General features: G+C 51.5%; 8 protein-coding genes and 5 tRNA genes. 10 read left to right on the top strand and 3 right to left on the bottom strand.

Annotated elements, in window-relative coordinates; genetic code table 11:
* The first annotated feature begins 2 nt into the window (after window positions 1-2).
* On the top strand, window positions 3-1,844 hold the full coding sequence (locus DXV75_RS02230; protein WP_115591584.1) for a GldG family protein: 1,842 nt from the start codon (window positions 3-5) through the stop codon (window positions 1,842-1,844).
* Window positions 1,841-2,860: a DUF4340 domain-containing protein gene (locus DXV75_RS02235; RefSeq protein WP_115591585.1), complete on the top strand. Its 1,020-nt coding sequence runs from the start codon at window positions 1,841-1,843 to the stop codon at window positions 2,858-2,860. Before DXV75_RS02230 ends, DXV75_RS02235 begins: the two co-directional genes overlap by 4 nt.
* A gap of 95 nt (window positions 2,861-2,955) precedes the next feature.
* On the opposite strand, the gene DXV75_RS02240 is transcribed toward DXV75_RS02235, so the two are convergent.
* On the bottom strand, window positions 2,956-3,513 hold the full coding sequence (locus DXV75_RS02240) for a DUF1415 domain-containing protein (RefSeq protein ID WP_115591586.1): 558 nt from the start codon (window positions 3,511-3,513) through the stop codon (window positions 2,956-2,958).
* Window positions 3,510-4,364 (bottom strand): bifunctional methylenetetrahydrofolate dehydrogenase/methenyltetrahydrofolate cyclohydrolase FolD, encoded by an 855-nt coding sequence (folD, locus tag DXV75_RS02245; RefSeq protein WP_115591587.1) that lies wholly within the window; start codon window positions 4,362-4,364, stop codon window positions 3,510-3,512. The genes DXV75_RS02240 and folD overlap by 4 nt, the downstream gene beginning before the upstream one ends.
* A gap of 281 nt (window positions 4,365-4,645) precedes the next feature.
* Between folD and DXV75_RS02250 the strand changes: the two genes are divergently transcribed.
* The 5 genes from DXV75_RS02250 to DXV75_RS02270 all read left to right on the top strand — a co-directional run bounded on the left by DXV75_RS02250 (window position 4,646) and on the right by DXV75_RS02270 (window position 5,241).
* Window positions 4,646-4,722 (top strand) — tRNA-Pro (locus tag DXV75_RS02250).
* A gap of 23 nt (window positions 4,723-4,745) precedes the next feature.
* Window positions 4,746-4,822, top strand: a tRNA-Arg gene (locus DXV75_RS02255).
* A gap of 131 nt (window positions 4,823-4,953) precedes the next feature.
* Window positions 4,954-5,029: transfer RNA gene (locus tag DXV75_RS02260), tRNA-His, on the top strand.
* 7 nt (window positions 5,030-5,036) lie between these two features.
* Window positions 5,037-5,121: transfer RNA gene (locus DXV75_RS02265), tRNA-Leu, on the top strand.
* 43 nt (window positions 5,122-5,164) lie between these two features.
* Window positions 5,165-5,241: transfer RNA gene (locus DXV75_RS02270), tRNA-Pro, on the top strand.
* Window positions 5,242-5,294: 53 nt separating this feature from the next.
* Here DXV75_RS02270 and DXV75_RS02275 read toward each other — a convergent pair.
* On the bottom strand, window positions 5,295-6,056 hold the full coding sequence (locus tag DXV75_RS02275; protein WP_115591588.1) for a type II secretion system protein N: 762 nt from the start codon (window positions 6,054-6,056) through the stop codon (window positions 5,295-5,297).
* A 332-nt stretch (window positions 6,057-6,388) separates the two neighbouring features.
* On the opposite strand from DXV75_RS02275, the gene DXV75_RS02280 reads away from it, so the two are divergent.
* The 3 genes from DXV75_RS02280 to DXV75_RS02290 all read left to right on the top strand — a co-directional run bounded on the left by DXV75_RS02280 (window position 6,389) and on the right by DXV75_RS02290 (window position 13,379).
* The gene (locus DXV75_RS02280; RefSeq protein ID WP_181898325.1) at window positions 6,389-8,098 is read left to right on the top strand and encodes a S8 family peptidase; all 1,710 of its coding nucleotides are present in this window, start codon (window positions 6,389-6,391) and stop codon (window positions 8,096-8,098) included.
* A gap of 216 nt (window positions 8,099-8,314) precedes the next feature.
* Window positions 8,315-11,575, top strand: a complete 3,261-nt coding sequence (locus DXV75_RS02285; protein WP_181898326.1) for a ligand-binding sensor domain-containing protein — start codon at window positions 8,315-8,317, stop codon at window positions 11,573-11,575.
* A gap of 22 nt (window positions 11,576-11,597) precedes the next feature.
* On the top strand, window positions 11,598-13,379 hold the full coding sequence (locus tag DXV75_RS02290) for a GGDEF/EAL domain-containing response regulator (RefSeq protein ID WP_115591591.1): 1,782 nt from the start codon (window positions 11,598-11,600) through the stop codon (window positions 13,377-13,379).
* Window positions 13,380-13,408: the final 29 nt, after the last annotated feature.

The following is a 13,408-nucleotide window of genomic DNA, read 5'->3' on the forward strand; positions in this document are numbered from 1 at the left end:
TCATGAAAAAGACTTCTGCAATTTTCAGCTTGGTGTTACTGGTGCTGCTTTTTGCCGGCCTGGTAGTAGTTAACAATCAACTGCTCAGTACGGTGCGGGCAGATTTGACCGAAAATCAGGTGTATTCCCTCTCGCAGGGCAGTAAGGACGTGCTGGGTGAACTGGACGAGCCCATCACTCTGTATTATTTCTTTTCCGATTCAACCTCAAAGGGCATGACCAGCCTGCGCAATTACGCTGATCGGGTGCGCAGCTTGCTGGAAGAGTATGAACAGGCATCCAATGGTAAAGTCAGACTTGAAGTGATTGACCCTGAGCCGTTCTCGGAAGCCGAGGACAAGGCCAATCAGCTGGGCCTGACCGGTGCCACCATCGGCCCGGTTGGCGAAGCCATTTATTTTGGCCTGGCCGGAACCAATGCACTGGATGATCATTTTTCCATCGCGTTTTTTGACCCGCAAAAAGAGCAGTTTCTGGAGTACGACATCAGCAAACTGATTTACCAGCTCAGTGACCCTGAGCCGGTGACTGTGGCTCTGGTTACCGATCTTCCCGTGACCGGTGGGCAAAACCCTATGACAGGTCAGTTCAGTCCGGCCATGGTTTTCTATGAGCAGCTGGCTCAGCTTTACGATGTGCAGGTGGTCAGCAGTTCGCAATCTGACCTGCCAGAAGGCACGGATGTGGTGATTCTGGCCCACCCCAAAGGGTTATCTGAGTCGCTGGCATACGCGGTGGACCAGTTTGCCATGCACCAGGGGCGGATCCTGGCGTTCGTTGACCCGCACTATGAGTCTGATCCCATGTCGATGATGGGCTCCATGGGCGCAAATCAGTCTGAGTTACCCATGCTGCAGAAATGGGGCGTGGAAGTGTTGCCAGAGGTAGTGCTGGATGCCCAGCTGGGGCTGGACATTCGTGCGCCAAGCGGCGGCATTGTGATGCACCCGGGAATTCTGGGGCTGACTTCGCAAAACCTCAACCGCGAAGATGTTACTACCGCGAACCTTGAATCGATTAATGGGGCTTCCATGGGGGCCATTCAGCTTGCGGCGAAAAGCCAACTGAAGCTGGAGACTCTGGCGAGCAGTTCGGACAACGCAACCCTGATGCCAGCAGACCTGTATGCCCAGACCCAGGACCCGGAGCAACTTCAGCGTAATCTTGGAGCGGCACCTCAAAGTTATGTGGTTGCAGCCCGGGTGACCGGCTCAGCAAATTCGGCGTTTGAGCAGGCTATGGACGACGATGTTGAGTTTGTTGCAGCAACGGACAAGTTAAACCTGGTGCTAGTATCAGACGCAGACTGGTTGGCGGACCGATTCTGGGTTCAGCAAAGCAACTTCTTCGGCCAGACAATATTTACGCCCTTTGCCAATAACGGTGATTTTGTCACCAATGCGGCGGAAAACCTGGCCGGTAGCAATGCACTGATCAGCGTTCGCAGCCGGGGGACGTTTGCCCGCCCGTTTACCCGGGTTCAGAGTCTGGAATTACAGGCGGAAGCCAGATTCCGTGAGCAGGAAGAGCGTTTACAGGCTCAACTCGCACAAACCGAGGAACAGCTTGCCCAGTTGCAGAGCCAGCCAGGGCAGGGTGGGGCGCTGGTACTGACTCAGGAGCAGCAGGCCGCCATTGACGAATTTGTTGAACAGCGGGTTGCAATACGCAAGGAACTGCGGGATGTGCGCTACCAGCTGGAACGTGACATCGACCGATTGGGAAACTGGCTCAAGTTTCTCAATATCGCCGTGGCGCCATTATTGCTGGTAATTGTGTTGTTTGGGCTGGCCAAGCTGTTTAGGCGGCGGGCAGGCAAGGAATATCGGGGAGAAGCGCTATGAGTGTACGTGTTCTTGTTCTTACCGGCCTGGTTACCGCAACGGTTGGCGCAGGGTTCTGGTTGAACTCGGGAGGCCATGACAGTGCCCGCTCCCTGACTGGCAGCAATGCAACAGTTCAGGCGAATGCGCAACAACTTCTGTTGGAGGGTTTGGCACCGCAGGCGTTGAACATCGATCAGATCAGGATTGAGAATGCGGCCGGTACCCTGTTCAGCGCGCGTCGCGAGGGAGAGAGGTGGCTGGCAACCCATCTTGATACTCAGCGTACATTTCCGGTGGATATAGCGCCGTTATCGGATTTGGTCAGCGAGTTAAGCGAGGCCCATATTCTTGAGTATAAAACTCGAAAGCCTGAGAATTATGCCCGATTAGGGGTGGAGTCTCTCGCGCAGGACGATGCGCAGTCTGTCAAGATTTCGCTGTCTGCAGGGGACAGTGAGTGGCAGGTGCTGCTGGGCAATGTTGCTTCCAACGGTCTGGGTAACTATGCCCGCCTGCCGGACAGCGCTGTCAGTTGTCTGCTGGACGGAGTGATCACGGTTCCGGATTCTGCCAGTGACTGGTTGCAGCAGGAAGTTTTGCCGTTTACGGCTCCAGACATTGATTCTGTGCTCTTCCAGAATCAGGGCGGGAGTTTCACTATTAAGCGCTCTGATGATGGCGAGGAAGGCTGGCAACTGGAACCAATTGACCAGGAACAGACACTGGTCTATCCCGGGGTGCTTGAGCAAACGGTTTCCGACTTGGTGGAATTTCGCTACCAGAGGGTAACGCCTTTTGCAGACAGCGAGTGGGATAACGCTGAGCCGCATTCCGCAGTGACGTTCTCGCTCAAAGATGGCAGCAAAGTATTTGGCCACCTCAGTAATGCCGATGAAAGTGGCAGCTTCCGAATCTGGTTTAATACGCCGGATTCAGGGCACTGGGTAAGTGACTGGGTGTTTTTGCTTTCGGATTTTCAGGCCCAGCCGTTCAGAAAAGCGCTGGACGATTTAGTGGAAAAGCCTGAGCAGTAAGGGCTCTTTTTTAATGAGATTAAACGCCCGCTATCGGTTTTGATATCGGGCGTTTTTTATTGTAAGAAACTTTGAGTAGCATGCTGTCGAAAACGCTACTTTTTGCCGGACGGGTTCAGGCACCCATTCAGAAGCGCCTGAAAGTACGGGCAGCCTTTTTCTTCCGCCAGTGCAATGTTTTGCTGGTAAATCTGGTCCGGATCACCGTAATCCTGCAATGCCCGTTCAATGTCGGCTTCACGTATCAGGTGAAAGGTGGGGTAGGGTGCGCGATTGGTAAAATGCCCGGGCGAATCCTCTGGTTCGCCTTCGAATACATAGCGCGGGTGAAAGCTTGCCAGCTGATAGATACCTTCATAACCCCAGCTATGGAGAAACTGCTCGGCAATGGTCAGCAGATCCAGGTAGCCTTCAAAATCGTCGTAACCGGCCGGAACCATCAGCAGGGTGGTTGCTATGCCTGGCTGTTCGTCCAACCGTTGGCACTCCTGCAGCAGCTGAGTCAATATCGCTTCATCACTGGCTTCTTGACAAACGGCATAGTGAATACGCTCCGGGTGTCGGACAAAACGCGCAAACGGGCAAAAATTATGCTCAATGACAACGTCATCCAGCCATTTGCGCGTAGCTTCAATCACCCGGTTTGTGTTCATGAGTGATATTTGACGTACGCTTCCAGCGTGTTTTCAATCAGGCTGGCAACTGTCATTGGGCCTACGCCCCCTGGAACCGGCGTTATCCAGCCTGCGCGCTCTTTTGCGCGTTCAAAGTCCACATCCCCTACCAGGCTGCCATCGTTGAGGCGATTGATACCCACATCGATCACAATTGCGCCGGGCTTGATCCAGTCTCCCGGAATAAAATTGGGTTTGCCTACCGCCACTACCAGCAGGTCGGCTCGATTGACGTGGGCCTTCAAATCCTGGGTAAATTTATGACAGGTGGTAACTGTACAGCCCGCCAGCAACAATTCCAGTGACATAGGCCTGCCCACAATGTTGGATGCACCAACGATGACTGCGTCCAAGCCCTTCACCGGGCGCTTGGTAGCCTCAATCATGGTCATGATGCCTTTAGGCGTGCAGGGGCGCAGAGCCGGAATACGCTGGGCCAGGCGGCCAATGTTGTAAGGGTGGAACCCATCCACGTCTTTGTGCGGGTGAATACGCTCGAGAATCTGTTCGGCATTGAGCCCGGCCGGAAGGGGTAACTGTACCAGGATCCCATCAATTTCAGGGTCTTCATTCAGAGTGTCAACCAACTCAAGCAACGCCTGCTGGCTACTGTCGGCGGGCAGGTCATAGGAGCGGGATACAAAGCCCACCTCTTCACAGGCTCTGCGCTTGTTGGCTACATAAACTTGTGAGGCTGCGTCGCTGCCGACCAGCACTACGGCGAGGCCAGGCGGACGTTTCTTTGCTTCTTTAAGCGAATCTACATAGGAGGCAACGTGTTGGCGAACTTGTTTGGCAATCAGTTTGCCGTCAATCAGATGAGCGGTCATAGCGTATTTTGTGTCTGACAAAGCTAAGCAAAGGTGCGTATTGTTTCATAACTTACTGTCATCGCAAAGTATCAGGCTGATCAATCTACGCATATTTGCCCATGGAGTTGATGGAATTGCCGGGACTCTGCTACCGGAAGTACAAAGTGGCGCAAAAAGCAGCAATGTGATGGCTTTGTGAGCGCTTGGGTATTTTGCTCAAAAAAGTGTTTGACGAGGTTAGGGCAAGTAGGTAATATGCGCCCCCCGTAGCGGTAGTGAAATTCACGCCGTTACAGAGTCGGTGAGTGGCGCAGCTTGGTAGCGCACTTGTTTTGGGTACAAGGGGTCGCAGGTTCAAATCCTGTCTCACCGACCATTTTGCAAACGCAGATTCGTCGAGCGTCCGTAGCTCAGCTGGATAGAGCAACGGCCTTCTAAGCCGTGGGTCGCAGGTTCGAATCCTGCCGGACGCGCCACGTGCGGGTCAGGCGGATTGAACCGGGTACATAAGCAGTCTGACAAAGACGTGCTTTATGTTACACTTTAGCTTGCAACGCTGGTTGCCGGTTAAAGACGGGTCAAGCATGCGTTTTGCATACTCCCTGTGGTGGGCGTAGCTCAGTTGGTAGAGCCCCGGATTGTGATTCCGGTTGTCGTGGGTTCAAGTCCCATCGTCCACCCCACTTTCCTGCGGAAGTGGTGGAATTGGTAGACACGCTGGATTTAGGTTCCAGTGCTTCACGGCGTGAGAGTTCAAGTCTCTCCTTCCGCACCACGTCTGCGTATTCCTGACTCGTCAGATATACCAATTTTCAGTTCGGTGAGTGGCGCAGCTTGGTAGCGCACTTGTTTTGGGTACAAGGGGTCGCAGGTTCAAATCCTGTCTCACCGACCATTCGATATTCTCAATTTATCCCAAAAATCTTGATCGTAAATTTTTAAATTACCTCACAGAATTTTCAGTGTTTCGGAAGGAATGTCCAGAAACAGCGCGACTCTCTGTCCATTGCGCAACACTTCAAATTTCAGGGTATGGGCAACGCGTACCGCGCTATCTATGGCCTCTGCCAGGGTGGGGTCATCAGCATCCAGGCCATTCACAGTAAGCAGTGTGTCGCCTGGAAGGAAGCCGGCACTGGCAAACAGGGCCGGGTTTACGCCGGGCATAACGCCGAGCCCCTGATTGGAATCACCCCCGGGTATCGGGCGCACAATGTGTTCGAGTTTGCGCGGCCGATTACCAATTTCCTGGGCTTCACCGACAGGTTTATTCTTTTGGGACTTTTCTGAACTTTCGTCAGGCTGGTGCTGCCCCTGACTCAGCCTCAGCGTCCAGGTCCGGCCATGGTAGCTCACTTCCACGAGATGGGGTTCTATCGCGCGCACAATGACACCGCTATCTGCCACTTCATCGCCAATAGAATAGAGAGACCTCTGTTGCTGGTACGCTATCAGTGCGCTGCTTCGTGCCGTGTCTGAACTGTAGGCAATACCCATAAGTTCTAATCCCATCGCTTCAAATCCCGGCACCTGGTCCGGCAGGGCTGATAGCACTGACGGTTGCAGGGTTTTTGAGGTGGACGATGCTGTTGAAAGTGGCTCAGGCATCTGTTTGGGAGCGTAGGCTGGTTGTTGTGAACGCATCAGCACCGTGGCGCCAACAACTCCCAGACCCACGGTAAGCAATCCGGCTAAATGTCTCTTGCGCATACTGCATGGTACCGATTACTGCGTGGAGGATGGTTTCACGCTAGCACGGGAAAAGACAGCATGCCAATGGCAAAGTGCGATTTAATTTCAGCTTAGTTCCTGAGCTTGCTTATGACTTAAAAATTGGGATCAGAATAATTAATTTGACTTAAAAAATGAATTAAACATTTGCGCGAACGGGTTTCATAATTTAAGTCCAATCTCATGTTTTATGGTGAGATATTTAATTATTATCAATAAAAACAATGCTTTGCGTTTACTTGGTTTACTTGGCACGAGCTGTGCAAATACTCAGCAGTGAAGTTCAAAGGATGAAAACTCGGAGTATTACTATGACGTTCAGTAATTCCTGTAAGACACTGTTGGCTGCAGCGCTGACCATAGCGTATGGAATTTCAGCTACCTTGATGAATGGCTCTGCAACCGTTAACGAAAGCGTACCGGCCGCAAGTGTCACCCCGCCGGTGGTCGAAAATCAGCGCGGGGAAAAATCCTATATTGTTCAGGGGTTACCCGCCGATGCACTCATTCGGGCGATCCACCATGTGGGAGGCGAAGTTTCCCGGGAATTTCCCATTATCAATGCTGTCAGCGCATTGCTTACCTCAAGCCAGGCTCAACTGCTGGCTCAGAACAGCCAGATTCGTCTGACCGATGACAGAAAGGTTGTGACGATGGGGGTGACGCAACAATTCGCAGTGGATAATTTTGTTGCAACCCAAACCCGCGCAGCCCAACTGCATCAGATGGGGTTGAAGGGTGACGGTGTGGTTGTGGCGGTACTGGACAGTGGTACTAACATGCAGGGCACTAAAGGGGCTCACCTGCTAACTGATAGCCGGGGGCAGCAACGGGTTCTGGCCAAATACAATGCCAGAAACGGTCAGCAGAGTATGCCGCTAAACGATGACCAGAATGGTCATGGTTCCCACGTCGCAGGCATTATCGCCAGCAGTCTTAACGCAAACGGCAAGTTTAACGGTATTGCGCCAGACGTTGATCTGGTTTCCGTTAAAGCCTTTGATGCCATGGGCAACAGTTCCTACTCCATCGTATTGGATGGCCTCAACTGGATTTATAACAACCGTACTATTCACAGAATCAAAGTAGTGAATTTGTCGCTTGGTGCAGAAGTGCGCTCTCATTATTGGGAAGACCCAATCAATCAGGCAGTTATGAAACTGTGGCAGGCCGGGGTTGTAGTTGTGACCTCTGCAGGTAATACCGGTACTGAGGCGATGACCATTACCGCGCCGGGTAACGTGCCCTACGTGATCACTGTTGGTGCCATCACGGACAGTTATACACCCTATGATTATTCTGATGACAGAATGACGACATTTTCTTCACGTGGCCCAACAGAGGACGGCTTTGTCAAGCCGGATGTTGTTTCCTGGGGTGGGCACATCAGTACCAAGGTTGATTCACTCTCCATTATGCAAAATTACACCAAAGATTTGTTTGGTGAGGACTATCAGGTTATCTCTGGCACGTCCCAGTCTGCGGCGGTGGTTGCGGGTATCGCTGCGCTGATATTGCAGAACGCCCCATGGTTGAGCCCGGACGATGTGAAATGCAGCATAATGTCCAGTTCTAAAGCCGCGTCTACGCCGGATGGCATGCTGGCCTACAGCCCATTCGCGCAGGGAGCCGGTCTTGTAGATGCCTATAACGCTGTACTGATGTTCCAGCGTGGCTGTGCAAACAGTGGTTTGGATATCAATGCCGATTTGGCCGGAACTTCTCATTATCAGGGCCCAACCCAAATAGATGAAAATGGTCAGTTCTATCTGGTGTCAGACAGTGGAGCGGTATGGAGTGAAGGAACGGTCTGGAACGAAGGCACTGTTTGGAATGAAGGTACTGTGTGGAACGAAGGCACCGTATGGAATGAGGGTTCGGTGTGGAATGAAGGCACGGTATGGAATGAGGGCACGGTGTGGAATGAAGGTACGGTTTGGAACGAAGGCACTGTGTGGAACGAAGGTTCGGTCTGGGATGAAGCGACAGTGAAAAAAGAAAGCGGCGATACTCATCAGTAACAGAAATGAAGCTGGAACGCCCCAATGTTTAGGGGCGTTCACCGTGTTTCTTCAGCTACAAAATACAGACTTTGAAACAGTAGTAACGCAGTGTATTTATTGATAAATAAACAAACTGTACTGGAAAGTACAGTGTTGGTCTAAATCAGTTGCCCATTTTAGTGAAGGAGTACTTTCACGCATATTTCAGGTCCTTTTGCGTGAATGAAAGCAACCATGTTGAAAAAAAAATTTACCTCAATAGTGATAAAAGTTCTGGCTGGCCTGGCATTGCTTTTGGCCAATGCCAGTTTTGCCGAACAGAATATTCGTTTTGATCGTCTGTCGCTGGTCGATGGATTGTCCCAGGAAAGTGTGCTGGCTTCGTTTCAGGACAGTGATGGATACATGTGGTTTGGTACCCAGGAGGGGCTCAACCGTTTTGACGGGTATCATTTCACTGTGTATTCCTACAATGACATGCGCCCGGATACGCTCAGTTCCGACTGGGTTTATGACATCAATGAAACACAGGATGGGCTGTTACTGATAGCTACCCGGGGCGGGCTGAACGTCTTTGATAAAGCCAGTCAGCTGTTTTCAAATTTTCGTCACGACCCAAATGATACCGCGTCTCTGTCCAATGATAACGTGAGGGCCATTCATAAGGACCAGCAGGGGCGAATTTGGCTTGGGACGGACGCAGGGCTTAATAAATTCAATCCTGCTTCCGGTCAGATACAACGGATCGCCATGCTCGGGTCGCTGGGTGAAAAGGCAAACAAAATACACGCTATAACCGAAGACATTGCCGGCGGATTATGGATTGGCAGTGATGGAGGGGTTTATCGCTATGATCCCGTGAGCAACAGCCTCTCCGTATCTCCGGATGAATTTGCGCGCATTAGTGGGTTGCAGGCCGGACGTACCCGCTCTTTGATGGTTGACGCTAACCAGCAGCTTTGGGTCGGTACGTTTGGCTCTGGGGTCGCTGTCATCAATCTGTCGGTTGCCACGGAACCGGCTAGCGAATTTTCCCAGCCGGAAGACCTTGCGGGGCTGATTGTGGTGGATATTTTTGAATCCAGAGACAAGAAAGTGTGGCTGGCGACGGATGCCGGTTTATTTAACTGGTCGCCAGTTAGCCAGCAGTTTGAAGCGATTCGTCATGATCCCAAAGATAGTTACAGTCTGTCAGGAAACAAAATAGCTTCAGTCATGCAGGACAGGGGCGGGGTTTTCTGGGTTGGTACTTACAGCGGCCTGAACAAATGGAACATCGCTACCGCTAATTTTGCTCACTATCATGTTGGAGACAGGGTTGGCGAAGGTCTCAGCCATAACCACATCAATACGTTCTGGGACGCCGGTGAGGACCAGGTTTGGGTGGGAACCTACGAGGGTGGTCTGAATCTTCTTGATACCAAAACCGGAAACGCGAAGGTGTATCTGTCAGACATGGCTAACCCGGAGCAGTCGCTGCAAAGTGACAAGGTAATGGCACTTTTCTCCCGGAATGACAACGAACTTTGGATCGGTTACCGGGATAAAGGTCTGACCCGTCTGAACCGCCAAACCGGTGAATTTCGTCATTATCGCTTTTCGGATTCTGACCCCTACAGCCTGGGTGCAAACGGGGTTACTGCCTTTGAGCACGCTGAAGGCGATAATTTCTGGGTTGCTACTTTCAACGGCGGCCTGAATATGTACGATGCCAGAAATGACCGCTTTATCCGCTACCAGAATGATCCAAATGATCCCCAGTCGCTCAGCAGTAACAAGGTGTTATCGGTAACCCGTGATTCCCGTGGACTGCTGTGGGTGGGAACCTGGGATGGTGGATTGAACGTTTTTAACCCGGCCACGGAAACATCGTTTCGACTTAATCATGATCCAGACGTTCCAAACTCACTGGGCTCAAATGTAGTCTGGTCTGTTCTGGAAGACAGCAAAGGCAATATGTGGGTTGGTACGCAAGGCGGAGGCCTTAATTTGCTTAGCGCGAGCAACCGGGCCAATCATCGCTACGAATTCGAACGTTTCAACCGCCACTACGGGTTGCCCAGTAACGTGGTTTACGGGGTTCTGGAAGATCAGGATGGCATGCTTTGGATGAGTACCAACCGGGGGATGACCAAATTTGATCCGTCAGAACGTTCGCTGCTGAATTACGACTCATCCCATGGTTTGCAGGGCAACGAATTTAACGCAGGGGCCTACCACAAAAGCCGGGAAGGACGGTTTTACTTCGGTGGTACCAATGGTGTAACGGCTTACTATCCTAAGGACATTTCTCCCAATTCCCATGTGCCGCCGGTGGTTTTAACCAAGTTCCAGCGACTCAATGAGATTGAGTCGCTGGATGCTTTGCAGCGCCGCCAGGGGCGGGTGGAGGTTTCCCACAAGGATTACCTGATTGCATTTGAGTTTGCCGGCCTGGATTACGCTTCACCCAGCAACAACAGGTATGCCTACAAATTGCAGGGGTTTGATAAGGACTGGATTGAAGCCCGAGATATCCGCAAGGCAACATACACCAACCTGCCGGCGGGCAATTACGTTTTCAAGGTAAAAGCTTCCAACAACGATGGGGTATGGAACCATCAGGGTGCGGACGTCGCATTAACGGTATTGCCTGCTCCCTGGTATTCCTGGTGGGCCTACACCATCTACAGCCTGTTGATCCTGGGTATGATTTTTTGGTTGTACCGCTCCTACCAGAGCAAACTAACCAAGGAAGCCAACTATCGTCATGAACTGGAGCTTGAAGTCGCCAAGCGCACCAGTGAACTGAGTGAGGCCAACAAACGGCTGCTGAACGCCAGTGTGACGGACCAGCTTACCGGTTTGCATAACCGCCGTTACCTTAACAATATCATAGAGCAGCAGACTTCCCGGGTAATGCGGGCGTTTGACAAGGCCAAAAAAGCCGGCAAAGTGTCCGCAACAGAAGGGCCTAGGCTGTTCTTCCTGATGTTTGATCTCGATGGATTCAAGCCTATTAACGACAACTTTGGGCACGATGCAGGCGATCAGGTCATCATGCAGGTCAGCGATTTACTGAGGGAGGTATCACGAAGTGCCGATACAGTGATCCGATGGGGAGGCGATGAATTTTTGTTGATTGGTCAGATTCAGTCACTCAGGGAAGTGGAGATTCTGTCAGAACGGCTACGTGAGGCCATCGCTAATCATGGCTTCGATATTGGCCTTAAACAAAAAATGTATCTGTCCAGTTCGATTGGTTACAGCTGTTTCCCTTATTCCCATCACTGTCCGGAGGCGCTTACCTGGGAGCAGGTGCATTTGATTGCTGACAGCGCTCTGTACATGTCCAAGGAAGCGGGGCGTAATTGTTGGACCGGTCTGGTGCAAAGCAACGACGAAGTGCCATTAAGTGTGATGAATACCCTGACGCATCATCTTCAGGAAGGCGTCGATAAGCGTTACATCAGGGTGCGTCAGCGCAGCTGTCTGAAAAGTGTTGCCACCGAATAAGCCGATTACCACAAGGATCCCTATGCGATTTGAGCAAAGCGGTAACTCACTTAAGGTTCTGATTTGTGCGAGTAAAACCTGCAGGGAACTCGCTGCGTTACTGAGCACGCCGGTAAACTGGGAGGCTGAGCATGTCTTCTGCGCAGCAACAGCCTTAAGTTACCTCGAAGGGGAATATCCTGCGCTGGTATTGATTGATCAGGCATTCAATGGCAATGGATTTGCATTCTGCCGTGAAATCCGTGGTAAGCGTGGTTTCGCTGAACAGCCGGTTTTGATGCTGGTGGACGAGGCTGACAACAACACCATTGAGGCATTGCGGGAAAGTGGAGCCTCAGAATTTTATGCCCTCAATTACGGGTCACCTTCGGCGTTGGGCTTTCGCATTGAACAGATGCTCAGGTGTGCCCGGACCCGGCATCAGCAGTCCCCGCAAGTGGAAGAAATAGACACCCGCCATATTGATTCGCTAACCGGTCTGTTGAATCGACGACATTTCAAATACCAGTTTGAACAATGTCTTAAACAGGCCTCGGATCAACGTATCGGTGGCGCAGTGATGCTGGTGGATGTGGACGACTTCAAACGGGTCAACAGTTCCTTTGATTACCAGACCGGTGACTATATTCTTAAAGTGCTGGCGCGCAGGCTGGCTTCGGTGATCCGCGACAGCGACATGATTATGCGCGATGTCAGCCACGTGCAGTCGCAACAAATCCTGGCCCGAATGGGGGGGGATGAATTTACGTTATACATAGATGGGGTGAGTGAGGTCAGTACCTTGCTGTCAATTGCTAACCGATTGCTGGAAGCGATTTCTGTTCCATTGGTGTTAGACGGTTACGAGATGGTGATGTCGGCCAGTATTGGTGTGGCAGTCTTTTATGAAGATGGTGAGAAGGTGGATACCTTGTTGCGCAAAGCCGAACAGGCGATGTACGCATCAAAATCCTGCCCGGGGGATCCAATCACATTTTATAACCCGAATATGGAATCTGCGGCCCGAACCCGCTTACTACTGGAATCGGAAATGCGTAAAGCGCTGGAATGCGGCCAGTTTTCCCTGCACTATCAACCGCAGGTTAACGCCAGCACCGGTGATGTGACGCGTATGGAAGCTTTGTGCCGATGGCAACATGCGGAATTTGGCTTTATTCCTCCGGATGAATTTATTCCCATAGCGGAAGAGTCGGGCTTGATCGCGATGCTGGGGGACTGGGTTCTGGCTCAGGTTTGTCGGCAGATTCGAACCTGGTTGTCTGAGGGGGTGAACTGTCAGCGGGTGGCGGTGAATGTGTCGGCATTGCAGTTTTTTAAGTCGGATTTCGTTGAGAAAGTCGCTAATACGCTGAAATTTTATGGCGTTGACGGCAGTTTTATTGAGCTGGAACTGACCGAAAGCATTATTATGAGTGATGTGAATGAAAATATAAGCCGGCTTAAAAGTCTGAAGGAATTGGGGATCACCCTTGCGATAGACGATTTCGGAACCGGTTACTCTTCATTAAGTTACCTTAAGCATTTGCCAATCGATACGCTCAAGATCGAAAAATCATTTGTTTCTCAGATTGCGGAAAATGCGCCTGACCTGGCAATTATTGAAGCCATACTTGCTTTGGCGAACCGATTGGATTTCGATGTGGTTGCCGAGGGTGTTGAAGAGCCCGCGCAACTGGCCTTTTTGCAGGCCAAAGGGTGCGATTTTTATCAGGGGTATCTGTACAGCCGGCCCCTTCCTGCATTGCAGGCGGCCACCTGTTTTACACCTCACAAAACGCGAATTTCGGCCTGCCCGGCTCTATAAAACGGCAAATAGCGGCAAACTTGTTAGCT

The organism is Alteromonas aestuariivivens, assembly GCF_003367475.1.
GTDB classification, from domain to species: Bacteria; Pseudomonadota; Gammaproteobacteria; order Enterobacterales; family Alteromonadaceae; genus Alteromonas; species Alteromonas aestuariivivens.

Excerpts from the sequence above, each read along its gene's own strand:
- DXV75_RS02230 (WP_115591584.1), top strand. The coding sequence starts at position 3 with ATGAAAAAGACTTCTGCAATTTTCAGCTTGGTGTTACTGGTGCTGCTT.
- DXV75_RS02235 (WP_115591585.1), top strand. The coding sequence starts at position 1,841 with ATGAGTGTACGTGTTCTTGTTCTTACCGGCCTGGTTACCGCAACGGTT.
- DXV75_RS02240 (WP_115591586.1), bottom strand. The coding sequence starts at position 3,513 with ATGAACACAAACCGGGTGATTGAAGCTACGCGCAAATGGCTGGATGAC.
- folD (WP_115591587.1), bottom strand. The coding sequence starts at position 4,364 with ATGACCGCTCATCTGATTGACGGCAAACTGATTGCCAAACAAGTTCGC.
- DXV75_RS02275 (WP_115591588.1), bottom strand. The coding sequence starts at position 6,056 with ATGCGCAAGAGACATTTAGCCGGATTGCTTACCGTGGGTCTGGGAGTT.
- DXV75_RS02280 (WP_181898325.1), top strand. The coding sequence starts at position 6,389 with ATGACGTTCAGTAATTCCTGTAAGACACTGTTGGCTGCAGCGCTGACC.
- DXV75_RS02285 (WP_181898326.1), top strand. The coding sequence starts at position 8,315 with ATGTTGAAAAAAAAATTTACCTCAATAGTGATAAAAGTTCTGGCTGGC.
- DXV75_RS02290 (WP_115591591.1), top strand. The coding sequence starts at position 11,598 with ATGCGATTTGAGCAAAGCGGTAACTCACTTAAGGTTCTGATTTGTGCG.